Origin of the sequence: Pseudomonas sp. NPDC088444 (assembly GCF_044900175.1) — a bacterium.
Classification (GTDB): Bacteria; Pseudomonadota; Gammaproteobacteria; order Pseudomonadales; family Pseudomonadaceae; genus Aquipseudomonas.
In genome coordinates, this window is the sequence record NZ_JBJDNK010000013.1 from 99,640 (window position 1) to 112,473 (window position 12,834).

The window sequence follows — 12,834 nt, forward strand, 5'->3', positions numbered from 1 at the left end:
AGATGACCGCGTTCTCTCTGTAGGAGTGAGCTTGCTCGCGATGGCTTCAGCGCAATTGCCGCAAATCTGAATTGGAATGCCATGTACACACTTCAAGACCTCATCAACCTCATGGCTCGCCTGCGCGATCCGCGATACGGCTGCCCGTGGGACGTGAAGCAGAATTACGCGACCATCGTCCCGCACACCCTCGAAGAGGCTTACGAGGTCGCCGACGCCATCGAGCGCGGCGACTTCGATGACCTGCGTGGTGAGCTGGGCGATCTGCTGTTTCAAGTGGTGTATTACTGTCAGTTGGCCAGGGAAGAAGGGCGTTTCGAGTTCGAGGGTGTGGTCGATGGCATCACCCGCAAGCTGATTCGTCGTCATCCTCACGTTTTCCCCACCGGCGATCTGTATGCCCCACTGGAAACGCCGCGCCTGAGCGAAGAGCAGGTCAAGCATCGCTGGGAAGAGATCAAGGCCGAAGAGCGCGCCGAAAAGGCGTACGTGCCGGAGCAACTGTCGTTACTCGATGACGTACTCACCGTGTTGCCTGCCCTGTCGCGTGCCGCCAAGTTGCAGAAACGCGCAGCGCAAGTGGGCTTTGACTGGCCCGAAGCGCTGCCGGTGATCGACAAAGTGCGCGAAGAACTCGATGAGGTCCTCGAAGCCATGGCCGATAACGACGGCGACGGCATCAGGGAAGAGATCGGTGACTTGCTGTTCGTGATGGTCAATCTGGCCCGACACCTGAAGGTCGATCCGGAAACAGCCTTGCGCGCCGCCAACGGTAAGTTCGAACGGCGCTTCCGTTTTATCGAAACAGCCTTGCGCGAAGCGGGTCGTCCCATCGAAGATTGCAGCCTCGAAGAGATGGATACGCTCTGGGGCGAAGCCAAGCGTCAGGAAAAGCACTCGTCTCACTGCGGTTGAGTGGACGATTTAGCAAGAAAAGTCAGAGAGAGAAGATCAATGGCGGGTATTTCCCTTCGTGACCAGTTGCTCAAGGCAGGTCTGGTCAACGAGAAACAGGCCAAACAGGTCGCCAAGAGCAAGCAGAAAGAACAGCGCCTCGTTCACAAAGGTCAGGCGGTGGCTGACGACACGAGCCAGCGCGCCGCTCAGGAAGCGATGGCTGAAAAGGCCAAACGCGATCAGGAGCTGAACCGCCAGCAGCAGGAAAAGGCCGAGCAAAAAGCCCGTGCAGCACAGGTCAAGCAATTGATCGAAGCGACCCGCCTGCCGAAGCTGACCACCGAGGACTACTACAACTTCGTCGACGACAAGAAGGTCAAGCGCCTGTCGGTCAACGCCCTGATGCGCAGCAAGCTGAGCAACGGTTCGCTGGCGATCGTGCACCACGGCGGCGGTTACGAGGTCATTCCCCGTGAGGCCGCACTGAAAGTTCAAGAGCGCGATCCGCGTCGTATCGTGATGCTCAGTGAGCCGACCGAAGAGCCGGATGCCGACGATCCGTACGCCGCTTACAAGATCCCTGATGATCTGATGTGGTAACTCGGACACCTGTAAGCGGTTTGCTCTGTGGGAGCGAATTCATTCGCGAAAGCAGGGTGTCAGTCGACGTTGATGTCGCGGATGCTGACGCCATCGCGAATAAATTCGCTCCCACAGGGGCCCAGGGAAGGCTGCCGCAGAGAGTGACCCAGTGAAAATACAAAACCCGCCTTGGCGGGTTTTGTTTTGCTGCAATTCCGTTATTGCGGGTTGCCCGCTGCCTTCTTGGCTTCCAGTTCCGCGAGCTCTGCTGCGTAACGCTTGGCGTCCGCCTCTTGATGAAATACGCCCACTAACTGGTCTTGTTGGCGGACATCCCACATTTGAATGCCAGCGGCAATGCTTTCGTGGGACTGATGGGACTCGTCGCGTTCAGTAACAGTTACCGTCATCTTGAAAACTCCTGACTCTTTGATATCTGCGGCAGGACGTCGCAGTGGTTTCTTTATAAATTTGCGTAGCTTGCTAAGTAAATCATCGATTTCTGCAAGGGTTTTTTTCCGATTTGGTAACAGTCTCTAAATGCCTGTTTTATAAGGGGTGCGACGTGTTGTCGCACCTTGTTCCCGGGCGTGAAGAAAGTTTCATCTTCGCGCCAAGGGCGGTTTACTGCCCATTACGGTCGTGGCGGTAAGCGCTGACGGCCTCATACACCGCTTTGCGCAGGCGGTTGATTCCGCCAATGGGGCGATGCTCGGCCACGCCGAACCAAGGGTTGAACGACTGGTTATCACACGCCAGATTCTGCGTCGGTGTGTCGAAATCCTGAGCCGGGACTCTGACCCTGGCCACGGTTTCGAACGGTGCGTCGCTTTCCTTCCATTCGATGCTGGTGTCTTCGATCGGCATGTATTTCTGCGGGTTTTGCCGCTGGATTTGCAACACGAAACAGGCAGGCGCCCGGTCGGTGGACAATTGTTGATTCAGTGCGCTGCGCAGGAAATTCGGCAGGTCGTGGTTCTGTTTCGGCAGCTCGTATTGCGGGCAGCTTTGTGGGTCCGGCAGAACGCGGAATTTGGCATTGGCGGTGCCGAACTTGTAGGGCGAGACCGAGTAGTACGTGGCCTGCGTCGGACTGAGCGGAGCGGGTGACAGGGTGGCCAGGGCGATGAACAGATGGCGTATCTGCCAACTGCGTGGATCAAGACCGGGGAAGAACGCGAGGACTTTCTGCCCATTGGCCTGAGCGCCAATGTTCTGTGCGTACTCTGCCACGTCGCTGACGAAGAAATTCGGATGGCTGAACATCACGAAATCCTGCTCGGTCCGGCTTTGTTGGTCCGCCAGCAACTGTTTGCCCGGCACGTCGAACAGCTTGAGCGCCATGCCCCGCGCATCACGGATGCTGTCGAATTGCGGATAGGCGTTGCCGTTGGACAGCCTGATCAGCGCCTGCCAGACCTTGCCGGGTTGGGCGAACACGCCTTGGCGCAGCGCGGGATCGAGATCGGACAGCACGCTGACCTCGGCTTTCACGCAGCCATGGGCCTTGGCGTGGGCGTCGCGCAGGTAGCGAGTGCTTTCGCGGTGCTGATCGACGATACGCACTGCGGTCTGGATGATGCCTTGGGTCATGGCGGCTTCCCCCGGCGGAATCTGTTCGTCCGGGGAAACGGGACCGCTGTAGTGCCAGGCAAACCAGGCGGTGGCGGCCAGCCAGCCCAGCAGGCCCAGTGCGATCAGCCACAGCAGGGTTTTGCCGAGCCAGGCGCCAATGCGCAGCCAGAGTCGAGCGAGTGGAGACAGGTTGTTGTTTCGAGTGATCATGGCAATTGTTGCTCCAGCGGCCCGCCCAGCACTTTCAGGTATTCCACCAAGGCCCAGCGCTCATCGGGCAACAGGCCTCGTCCAATCACGCCGTTGCCCCGTTGGCCGTCGCGGAATTCGTGCCCGCTGTTGTGGTTGCCGGACACGCGGGTGTCGAACAGAAAGGCATTTTTGAAGGCGGTGGTTTCATAGCCCACGTGCAGAGGGTCGTAGTTGAACGTGCCTTTGTAGAACGTGGTACTGCGTTCGTCCTGAGGTGAAAGCAGCTGATAGAGCGTCGGCACCGAACCGTTGTGCAGAAACGGCGGCGTGGCCCAGACCCCGTCCAGAGGCCGGGCCTTGTAGGCGCGCAGCTCCTGTACGGCGATGGGCAGGCCAAAACCGTCCATGGCAGGCCGCTCGGCGACTGGCACGTTCGCCGCCCGGTACGCGTTGTCTTCGACGTAGGCGGTGATGTACGCCAGCGCCTTGGCCACTGAGACGCTGTGGGTGTCCAGCGGGGCGGTTGGTGGGGGATACAGCTTGACGTTGGTCAGTCGGTCCAGTTCCGCCTGGGTCCATTGCAGGCTGCTGACGTCATAGCGATTGTCGGCGATGTTGGTGGCGGTATTGGGATCGGTGCCGATCTCCGACACAGGGATCATGTTCAGGTATTGCACGGTACGACCGTCGACGACGCTATGGGGCGGAACGTGGCAGCCCGCGCAGTTTTCAGCGAACAGGGCGCGTCCCTTGGCCGCCAGTGGTTTGTTGATCGGGCCGAACAGTTGTTCTGGCCAAACGGGAGGTTTCAGGCGCCGCAGGGCTTGCTCGATCACGTCCAGATCGCGCACTCGCACGCTGGATGGGTAGCGATCCTCGCCTTTGAGGGGTTGGCCTGCGCCATTGAAGAACGTCAATGTGGCGCCCACGCCGAGGGATTCTCCGACGTTGCGCGCCATGGGCTGTTTGGCCGAGCCGTTCCATTGCACCCAGTCAAAGGTCCAGATGTCCCACAGTTGCGGATAGTCCACCGGGGCGTTGGCGACGCGGTAGTTATCGGGGGTGATGGCGTCACCGAACGTTGCGTTGGCGATGCGACCAAACGCGTCGGTCCGGCCCGGCCCTTCTTCGGTGGGGTAAAGACCACGATGAGTATCGTTCCATGCAGTTCTGACGAAGGTGTCCAGCGACTGTTTGAACTCGCTGCGCAACTGATCGTGTGACGCATCGTAGCGATCGCCCAGCACGCGACGCGCGAAGCGCTCGAATTTCCAGGGGTTGTAATAGGTGGCTGCGAGACTGGCTACCAGCGCCTGTCCAAAACTGCCACCCCGCACGGTGGGTACGCTGGAGGGCAGCACGTGCTGCGCGGTCCCTCCGTCGATACGCAGGGCCTGCCCTTTGAAATGCAGTTCGCCGGTGTGGCAGGCGGCGCAGGTGATGTCCAGGTATTCGGCGGTGTGTTCCGCATTCTGATGGCGCGCGAAGCCCACGGGCAGGTTGCCGGGGTTCGTCGCAGTCGGCAGTTGGTTGGGGTCGATCAGAAAACCGAAGCGCGCAAGGTGTTCCGGGGTTGCGAACCGCGTTTCGGAAAATGGCATCTCCAGGGCGGTGAACCAGTTGTAGCGAAGCCCTTTGACTTGTGTGCCCTGCGGGGTGAAGTAATAGATCTGGCGGTCGCTGTCGCTCCACTGATCCTGATAATTCACCCGCTCGACAGGCGAGTATTCGGGGAGTTTGGGGTTGATGGTGTAGTAGATGATGACGGCGATGAGCGTTGCAGCTATCGCCAGGATCAGGAGTAACACACGGTAGAAAATGCGCAAGATAGCCATCCTTGTCGAGTACGGCTGTCCTTATGACATCATTTCTCCCCGAGCGGCAAGCACCGGCCCCCTGTGGGAGCGAGTTCATTGGTAAAAACAAAACCCCGTGGAAACGGGGTTTTGTTATTGGCCAGCCGTAAATCAGCTACCTTTGACCGACTTACCGTTCACCGTGCCGTCCTGCAACATGATGTTGTATTCCTTGCCGTCGGTTTCAACCTGCTGCAGTCGAACCAGCAGGTAGTCGTAATCCTTGGCGAACCACATTACGGTGATGCGCTTGTTCTGTGTCGGATCACGGACGCGTTCGACCTTGATGGCATCGACCGAGCCGACTTTGGTGTCGACCTTTTCGGTGCCCAGCACGCGGAAGTCATAGGTGTCGACCTCGTCGCCATCGACCACCTGATAGCTCATGGTCTTCTTGCCAGCGGCCACGTCGTTTTGCAGGGCCAGTTGGTAAGTGGATTTATCGAGGATGCCGGTGTTCAGCGGGATCTTGATCGCATCGTTGCGATCAGTGCCAGTGATGAACTTGGTGGACCAGTCGAACACCAGATCAACGGTTTTGCTCTTGCCCAGACCGCCGCGTTCGAAGTGGTAGGTCTGTGGCGTCAGCGTGCTCTTGTCGGCCTTGAGGGTGCTGACTTCGGTCAGGCTGGCGATCATCATCGATGCCTTGAAGCTCAGGGTCCAGGTGCCGTTGGCGTTCTTTTCCAGGCTGCGGGTGGCGCTGCCGCCACCGACAGGCAGTTGTTTGAAGTCGGCGGTGTAGCTTGCGGAGAACGGTTGAAGGTCTGCCGCGTTGACCGCAGGGAGTGCGAGCAGTGCGAAAGCGAAGAGCAAAGCGCGACGCATGGTATCTCCTGTCTTTGAATAGAAGAGCCGGTTCAAACGGCTCGAATCACATGGCCGCTTGGCCCCAGTGGCTGGCTGTTCAGCGAGGCACCTTGTTCGTCGAGGGTCAGACGGCCTTCGGCGAACCAGCGAATCGCCAGCGGGTATATCAGGTGCTCCTGGGTGTGAACCCTTTGCGCCAGCGTGGCAGGCGTGTCGTGCAACTGTACCGAAATAACAGCTTGTACGACCAGAGGCCCCCCATCGAGTTCCTCCGTGACGAAATGCACGCTACAGCCGTGCTCGGCATCGCCGGCTTCCAGCACCCGTTGATGGGTGTGCAAGCCTTTATAACGCGGAAGCAATGACGGATGTATGTTCAGCAGGCGTGCGTGGTAATGACGCACGAAGCCGGAGGTGAGGATGCGCATGAAACCGGCAAGGACCACCAGCTTCGGCGAAAAGGAGTCGATCAGTTCGATCAACGCGGCATCGAAGGCTTCGCGACCTTCATAGGCCGTGTGATCGAGAACGCGGGTCTCGATGCCCGCGTTCTTCGCCCGTTCCAGCCCGTAGGCATCGGCGCGGTTGGAAATCACCGCGCGAATGCGAGCCGGGCTCGAACCGTCCTGAAAGCTGTCGATCATCGCTTGCAGGTTACCGCCAGTGCCGGACAGCAGCACCACTACATCGCAGGATTGGGGCATGTCAGGCTTCAACGCATCCGGCATCAGTGCGCCTTGACGTTTTTCAGCTCGACCTGTGCAGCGCCTTCGGCAGCAACGCCGATCTGACCGATGACCCAAGGTTGCTCGCCGGCATCACGCAGCACCTTCAGAGAAGCCTCGACGTGCTCCTGAGCGACGCAGATGACCATGCCGACGCCGCAGTTCAGGACGCGGTGCATTTCGTGCTCGTCAACGTTGCCTTTCTCTTGCAGCCAGTCGAATACGGCCGGGCGGGTCCAGCTCGCCACGTCGATCACGGCCTGAGCGCCTTCCGGCAGTACGCGCGGGATGTTGTCCAGCAGACCGCCGCCGGTGATGTGGGCCATGGCCTTCACCGCGCCGGTTTCCTTGATCAGCTTGAGCAGCGGCTTGACGTAGATGCGGGTCGGCGCCATCAGCAGGTCGGTCAGAGGCTTGCCGTCCAGCTGGATGTTTTCGATGTCGGCACCGGCCACTTCGATGATCTTGCGGATCAGCGAGTAACCGTTGGAGTGTGGACCGGACGATGGCAGGGCGATCAGGGCGTCACCGGTCGCGACTTTCGAGCCGTCGATGATCTCGGCCTTTTCAACGACGCCGACGCAGAAACCGGCCAGGTCGTAGTCTTCGCCTTCGTACATGCCAGGCATTTCAGCGGTTTCGCCGCCGACCAGCGAGCAGCCCGCCAGTTCGCAGCCTGCGCCGATGCCGGTCACGACCTGAGCGGCGGTGTCGACGTTCAGTTTGCCGGTGGCGTAGTAGTCCAGGAAGAACAGCGGCTCGGCGCCACAGACAACCAGGTCGTTCACGCACATGGCCACCAGGTCGATGCCGATGCTGTCGTGCTTGTTCAGGTTCAGTGCCAGGCGCAGCTTGGTGCCCACGCCGTCGGTGCCGGAAACCAGAACCGGTTGTTTGTAGCCTGCCGGAATTTCGCACAGTGCGCCGAACCCGCCCAGGCCGCCCATCACTTCCGGGCGCTTGGTGCGCTTGGCAACGCCCTTGATGCGTTCGACCAATGCTTCACCGGCGTCGATGTCTACACCGGCGTCTTTGTAGCTCAGGGAGGGTTGCTTGCTCATTATCCAGGCCTATAGGGGGGAATTCGGAGTAACGACCGGGAAGCGGACGGCTCGTGGCTGTGTCATCGCCGGTCTGCGAAGGCGCGCGATTTTATCAGGGTTGGGCTCAAGCGGCCATCCTTGGGCCGACGGGCAGGGCCATGATGAAGAAAAAATAACGCGTCTGTTCAGGCTTCAGCCGTTCGTCGGTCACTGTAAAAGGTGTAAGTTCCTCTTCAGTGTGAGCGATTCGGGCAGCGCTGCGGTCTGAGTCGAGCCAGTCATTTTTTCATGCAGCTATTTATAAGCTGCGTTTTTCGTTTTCTGGGAATTTTTATGCGCCTGAAAAACTGCCTGTTGGTGGGTTGTCTGTCCCTCATGAGCCTCCCGGCGCTGGCCGAGACGGTGAACAATCTGTATCAGGTGCGTGAGCCGGTGAGCGGTCAGACCCCTGACGAGAAAACCCGCGCCACTCAGGCGGCGCTGGAAACGCTGGTCATGCGCCTGACCGGCGATCCAAAGGCCGCCCAAGGGCCGGGCCTGGCCGACGTGCGCAAGGATCCGCAACAGATCATCAGTCAATTCGGCTACGACGCCGGTCCGCCCGAATCTCTGCAAGTGGATTTCGACCCGGCCAGCACCGAACGCGCCTTGCGTCAGGCGGGGCTGTCGCTCTGGGGTTCCAACCGCCCGGTGATCATGGCCTGGTGGCTGAACGACGCTACCGATGGCGCCAATCTGGTGGGCGATGGGCAGGCGACGGCTGAGCCTCTGCGTCGCGCCGCTCAGCACCGTGGCTTGCCGTTGCGTCTGCCGTTGGCTGACTTGGGCGAGCAGGGCATCGGCACCGCCAAGACGCTGGATGGCAGTGATGTCACGCCATTGAAGCAGGCCTCCGAGCGCTATGGCTCCGATGCGATTCTGGCTGTCCACGCCCAACAGAATGGCGAGCAGTGGCAGGGCAAATGGCACCTGTGGCTGGGCGACAAAATGGAGCAGGGCAGTGCGTCCGGCGCCAGTTCCGCCGACCTGGCCGACGCGGTGTTGCTGGCCGTGAGTCAGCATCTGGCTCCACGCTTTGTGGTCAAGCCGGGGGCGTCGTCGAGCATGGCGCTGGAAGTACAGGGCATGACGCTGGAACGTTATGCGCAACTGGAGCGTTTGCTGGAGCCGTTTGGCGGTCGTCTGAAATCGGCGGATGCCGACAAAGTCGTGTTCGATGTCAGCGGCAGCCCGGATCAACTGCGTTCGCAATTGTCGCTGGCCAAGTTGCAGGAAGTGCCTGCGGGTGAAGTCGCCAGTGCGCCGGTCGATGCCGGGCAAGTGCCGGTTGCCGGAACTGCGCCGGTCCCTGCTCCCGCTCCAGCCGCTGCGCAGACACTGCACTTTCGCTGGTGATAACGCTCAGAGGGATATCGCATGAATGGATTTAAGGGGCAGTAATGACTGATACGCGTCGTTGGTTCTGGGCAGGTGGGGTTCTCCTGCTGTGCCTGTTTGTCTGGTTGCTGCACGCCATTCTCACGCCATTTCTGGTGGCGTTGTTGCTGGCGTACATGGGCGATCCGCTGGCCGATCGGCTGGAAAAGCTCAAAATGTCCCGCACGTGGGCGGTTGTGACCGTGTTTTTGCTGTTCACCCTGATCTTCATGGGCCTGTTGCTGGTGCTGGTGCCGATGCTGGCCAAGCAGCTTTACCGGTTGTATGAGCTGGCGCCGCAGATGCTCGACTGGTTGCAGCACACCGCATTGCCGTGGGTTCAGGCGAAGTTGGGGTTGGCTGACGGCTTCTGGAAGTTCGACAAGGTCAAGGCGGCCATTTCCGAGCATATGGGCCAGACCGGCGATATCGTCGGGATCGTGCTGGCCCAGGCCACCACATCGACGCTGGCGTTGATCGGCTGGCTGACCAATCTGGTGCTGATCCCGGTGGTCTGCTTCTACCTGCTGCGGGATTGGGACGTGATGATGGCCAAGGTCCGCAGCCTGTTGCCGCGTCATCGCGAGAAGAAGATTGTTGCGCTGGCCGATGAGTGTCACGAAGTGCTCGGCGCGTTCATTCGCGGGCAGTTGCTGGTGATGGTCGCGCTGGGCGTGATTTACGCAGCGGGCCTGATGCTGGTCGGTCTGGAGCTGGGGCTGTTGATCGGCGTGATCGCGGGGCTGGCGGCCATCGTGCCTTATATGGGCTTTGTGATCGGTATTGGTTCGGCGATTCTGGCGGGCTTCTTCCAGTTTGGCGGTGATCTGTACCCGATGCTCGGCATCGTTGCGGTGTTCATGGTCGGTCAGGCGCTGGAAGGCATGGTGCTGACGCCGTTGCTGGTGGGCGATCGCATCGGTCTGCACCCGGTGGCGGTGATCTTCGCCATTCTGGCGGGCGGTGAGCTGTTCGGCTTCACCGGCATCCTTTTGGCGTTGCCGGTGGCAGCGGTGATCATGGTCCTGGTGCGCCATGTGCACGATCTGTACAAGGATTCGGATATCTACGGCGGGGCGGAAGATCCGGACTTGTGATCCGTAGTCTGGTTGATGAGTGACCTGTGGGAGCGAATTCATTCGCGATTCGGACTTGCAGACGAAGAATCTCTATCGTTTGTACCGGCCAATCGCGAATGAATTCGCTCCCACGGGGTTGCGTTCGTCCAGCGTTGTCGTGTCTTGCCATGCTCCATATTCCAAGGTCTGGCTCCCGGCTAGACGCAACCCTTTGATTTTGCAGGCTGTCTGGCGGATTGTGCGGCTCGCTTGGCGGGTATAAACTTTGCACACTTTACACAGAGGCCCCTTGGCGGTTCATCATTGAACCGTTCAGCCAGCATGAAACCCGTTCAGCTGCCCCTGAGTGTGCGTCTGCGTGACGACGCCACCTTCATCAATTACTACCCCGGCGCCAATGCTGCGGCACTTGGCTATGTCGAGCGCCTGTGCGAAGCCGACGCCGGGTGGACGGAAAGCCTCATCTACCTCTGGGGCAAGAATGGGGTAGGGCGCACGCATCTTCTGCAGGCTGCCTGCCTGCGCTTCAAGCAATTGGGCGAACCCGCCGTTTACCTGCCCATGGCCGAGCTGCTTGAAGAGGGTGTCGAGCTGTTCGACCACCTTGAGCAATACGAACTGGTCTGCCTCGATGATTTACAGGTCGTGGCGGGCAAGCCTGAGTGGGAAGAGGCACTGTTCCACCTGTTCAATCGCCTGCGTGACAGCGGGCGTCGCCTGTTGATTGCCGCGTCCTGCTCGCCCCGTGAGCTGCCGGTCAAGCTGGCGGATCTCAAATCCCGACTGACCATGGCGCTGGTGTTCCAGATGCGCCTGTTGTCCGATGAAGAAAAACTGCGCGCCTTGCAATTGCGTGCTTCCCGTCGGGGTTTGCACCTGACGGACGAGGTCGGGCATTTCATCCTGACCCGTGGCAAGCGCAGCATGAGCGCATTGTTCGATCTGCTCGAACAGCTTGATCAGGCCTCATTGCAGGCCCAGCGCAAGCTGACGATCCCCTTCCTTAAAGAGACGCTTGGCTGGTGAGCCTGGCAGCGGTCGATCCGGCAGTGATCCTGCAGACGGCCGCAGCCTTGCGCCGCGCTCAACGCATTCTGATCATTACCGGCGCCGGGCTTTCGGCGGATTCGGGCTTGCCGACCTATCGCGGCGTGGGCGGCCTGTATAACGGCCAGACTGACGATGGGTTGCCCATCGAGATGGCATTGTCCGGTCCGATGTTGCGTCGCGATCCTGCTCTGTGCTGGAAGTACATTGCCCAATTAGGCAGCGCTTGCCTCGGCGGGCAGCCCAATGCGGCGCATTATGCGATCGCGCAGTTGCAGCGATACAAGCCGGAATGTTGGGTGCTGACGCAAAATGTCGACGGCTATCATCGTGCGGCGGGCAGTCCGCCGGAGCGTCTCATCGAGATTCATGGGCAGATGGCGCCGCTCTACTGTCAGTCTTGCAGCGCGCAAGACCCACATCTGAGCGCTCACCTGCTACGGCCGCTTCCACCGTTGTGCGCGCAGTGCCATGGCGTACTGAGACCGCCGGTCGTCTTGTTCGAGGAAATGTTGCCTGAGCTGGCATTGAATATGCTGTGTGAAGAGATGGCGAAAGGCTTTGATGCTGTGCTCAGCATTGGAACCACCGCCAGCTTCCCGTATATTCACGAGCCGATGCTGCGCACGCGGGTCACGGGAGGCTTTACTGCCGAGATCAATCCGTCGCCGACCGATCACTCCAGGCATATGGACGCATTTATGAAATGCCGAGCCTTAGATGTCATGGAGTCACTGGTAAGTCACATTTGTGTCGATTGAATTTGCAAATGATGACGATAGAGGGCATAGTCTCGGCTTCTTTACACATTAGCCACGGTCGTGCCCATGCTAAATCGCTTCGCACCCCTCGTGCCTCTCGCACTCGTTACCCTGCTGTTCGGCTGTGCGGCCCAGATGCCAGCGTCGCAACAACAGGCGCAGAATCCACAGTTCAAGGACTCTGCCACTGCACAATCCGCTAACCGTGCCGGTTATTCGACTTCCGTTCTGGACGACGAAATCGCCACCGAAGACGAACTTTCCCAGTTCGCTGACAACAAGCCTTACCAGTTGCCAGTGCTGGCTGACAGCATTCTGGAACGTGGCAAGTCGTTGATCGGCACTCGCTATCGTTTCGGCGGCACCTCCACCACGTCCGGTTTCGATTGCAGTGGCTTCATCGGCTACCTGTTCCGTGAAGAAGCGGGCATGAGCCTGCCGCGTTCTTCTCGCGAGATGATCAATATCGATGCCCCGCTGGTCAAGCGTAATGATCTCAAGCCGGGCGATCTGCTGTTCTTCAGCACGGCGGGCCGTGGTCGTGTGAGTCACGCCGGCATCTATTTGGGTGATGACCAGTTCATCCATTCCAGCAGCCGTCGCAGTGGTGGCGTGCGCGTCGACAGTCTCGATGACGCTTACTGGGCCCGTACCTTCATCGAAGCCAAGCGCGCGTTGGCCATGGCACCTTCCAAGGTCCCGGAAACGACGACTGCTATGACCTCGACTACACTCAAGCGCCAACATCGTAAGTAACCGTTTTTACCGGGGGTGCAACCGGGGAAACCCCGATTGCACCCAGCCCCGGCTCCCGGCAGAGTAAGCCGCATCCTAAAAAGGTTGTTGTGTTT

The 12,834-nt window shown here is 59.7% G+C and carries 13 protein-coding genes; 7 read left to right on the forward strand and 6 right to left on the reverse strand.

Going from position 1 to position 12,834, the window contains the following annotated elements; genetic code table 11:
* The first annotated feature begins 81 nt into the window (after window positions 1–81).
* On the forward strand, window positions 82–915 hold the full coding sequence (gene mazG / locus ACI2KB_RS23805) for a nucleoside triphosphate pyrophosphohydrolase (protein ID WP_404638585.1): 834 nt from the start codon (window positions 82–84) through the stop codon (window positions 913–915).
* Between the two features lie 39 nt (window positions 916–954).
* Window positions 955–1,497 (forward strand): DUF2058 domain-containing protein, encoded by a 543-nt coding sequence (locus ACI2KB_RS23810; RefSeq protein WP_404638587.1) that lies wholly within the window; start codon window positions 955–957, stop codon window positions 1,495–1,497.
* A 200-nt stretch (window positions 1,498–1,697) separates the two neighbouring features.
* Here the strand turns inward: ACI2KB_RS23810 and ACI2KB_RS23815 are convergent, their stop codons facing one another.
* From ACI2KB_RS23815 to purM, 6 genes are all read right to left on the reverse strand, one after another.
* Window positions 1,698–1,889, reverse strand: coding sequence for a hypothetical protein (locus ACI2KB_RS23815; RefSeq protein ID WP_404638589.1), 192 nt, complete (start codon window positions 1,887–1,889; stop codon window positions 1,698–1,700).
* Window positions 1,890–2,103: 214 nt separating this feature from the next.
* Window positions 2,104–3,264, reverse strand: coding sequence for a catalase family protein (locus ACI2KB_RS23820; protein WP_404638591.1), 1,161 nt, complete (start codon window positions 3,262–3,264; stop codon window positions 2,104–2,106).
* Complete coding sequence (locus ACI2KB_RS23825; protein WP_404638593.1) at window positions 3,261–5,072, reverse strand: di-heme-cytochrome C peroxidase; 1,812 nt, start codon at window positions 5,070–5,072, stop codon at window positions 3,261–3,263. The genes ACI2KB_RS23820 and ACI2KB_RS23825 overlap by 4 nt, the downstream gene beginning before the upstream one ends.
* 141 nt (window positions 5,073–5,213) lie before the next feature.
* The gene (locus ACI2KB_RS23830; protein WP_404638595.1) at window positions 5,214–5,930 is read right to left on the reverse strand and encodes a DUF3108 domain-containing protein; all 717 of its coding nucleotides are present in this window, start codon (window positions 5,928–5,930) and stop codon (window positions 5,214–5,216) included.
* Window positions 5,931–5,962: 32 nt separating this feature from the next.
* Window positions 5,963–6,616, reverse strand: coding sequence for a phosphoribosylglycinamide formyltransferase (purN, locus tag ACI2KB_RS23835; protein ID WP_404638695.1), 654 nt, complete (start codon window positions 6,614–6,616; stop codon window positions 5,963–5,965).
* A gap of 23 nt (window positions 6,617–6,639) precedes the next feature.
* Window positions 6,640–7,698: a phosphoribosylformylglycinamidine cyclo-ligase gene (purM, locus tag ACI2KB_RS23840; protein WP_404638597.1), complete on the reverse strand. Its 1,059-nt coding sequence runs from the start codon at window positions 7,696–7,698 to the stop codon at window positions 6,640–6,642.
* A 315-nt stretch (window positions 7,699–8,013) separates the two neighbouring features.
* Here purM and ACI2KB_RS23845 point away from each other — a divergent pair, with 315 nt between their 5' ends.
* From ACI2KB_RS23845 to ACI2KB_RS23865, 5 genes are all read left to right on the forward strand, one after another.
* Window positions 8,014–9,075 (forward strand): DUF2066 domain-containing protein, encoded by a 1,062-nt coding sequence (locus tag ACI2KB_RS23845; RefSeq protein ID WP_404638599.1) that lies wholly within the window; start codon window positions 8,014–8,016, stop codon window positions 9,073–9,075.
* A 44-nt stretch (window positions 9,076–9,119) separates the two neighbouring features.
* Window positions 9,120–10,193, forward strand: a complete 1,074-nt coding sequence (locus ACI2KB_RS23850) for an AI-2E family transporter (RefSeq protein WP_404638601.1) — start codon at window positions 9,120–9,122, stop codon at window positions 10,191–10,193.
* 303 nt (window positions 10,194–10,496) lie between these two features.
* Entirely contained in the window at window positions 10,497–11,201 is a 705-nt protein-coding gene (hda, locus tag ACI2KB_RS23855; protein ID WP_108237280.1) for a DnaA regulatory inactivator Hda, read from the forward strand.
* A gap of 2 nt (window positions 11,202–11,203) precedes the next feature.
* Window positions 11,204–11,983: an NAD-dependent deacylase gene (locus ACI2KB_RS23860; RefSeq protein ID WP_404638697.1), complete on the forward strand. Its 780-nt coding sequence runs from the start codon at window positions 11,204–11,206 to the stop codon at window positions 11,981–11,983.
* A gap of 66 nt (window positions 11,984–12,049) precedes the next feature.
* Window positions 12,050–12,739: a C40 family peptidase gene (locus ACI2KB_RS23865; protein ID WP_404638603.1), complete on the forward strand. Its 690-nt coding sequence runs from the start codon at window positions 12,050–12,052 to the stop codon at window positions 12,737–12,739.
* Window positions 12,740–12,834: the final 95 nt, after the last annotated feature.

Coding starts and splice junctions, on each gene's coding strand:
- purN (WP_404638695.1), bottom strand. CDS start 6,616: ATGCCCCAATCCTGCGATGTAGTGGTGCTGCTGTCCGGCACTGGCGGT.
- ACI2KB_RS23820 (WP_404638591.1), bottom strand. CDS start 3,264: ATGATCACTCGAAACAACAACCTGTCTCCACTCGCTCGACTCTGGCTG.
- ACI2KB_RS23830 (WP_404638595.1), bottom strand. CDS start 5,930: ATGCGTCGCGCTTTGCTCTTCGCTTTCGCACTGCTCGCACTCCCTGCG.
- ACI2KB_RS23845 (WP_404638599.1), top strand. CDS start 8,014: ATGCGCCTGAAAAACTGCCTGTTGGTGGGTTGTCTGTCCCTCATGAGC.
- ACI2KB_RS23865 (WP_404638603.1), top strand. CDS start 12,050: ATGCTAAATCGCTTCGCACCCCTCGTGCCTCTCGCACTCGTTACCCTG.
- ACI2KB_RS23850 (WP_404638601.1), top strand. CDS start 9,120: ATGACTGATACGCGTCGTTGGTTCTGGGCAGGTGGGGTTCTCCTGCTG.
- purM (WP_404638597.1), bottom strand. CDS start 7,698: ATGAGCAAGCAACCCTCCCTGAGCTACAAAGACGCCGGTGTAGACATC.
- mazG (WP_404638585.1), top strand. CDS start 82: ATGTACACACTTCAAGACCTCATCAACCTCATGGCTCGCCTGCGCGAT.
- hda (WP_108237280.1), top strand. CDS start 10,497: ATGAAACCCGTTCAGCTGCCCCTGAGTGTGCGTCTGCGTGACGACGCC.
- ACI2KB_RS23810 (WP_404638587.1), top strand. CDS start 955: ATGGCGGGTATTTCCCTTCGTGACCAGTTGCTCAAGGCAGGTCTGGTC.
- ACI2KB_RS23815 (WP_404638589.1), bottom strand. CDS start 1,889: ATGACGGTAACTGTTACTGAACGCGACGAGTCCCATCAGTCCCACGAA.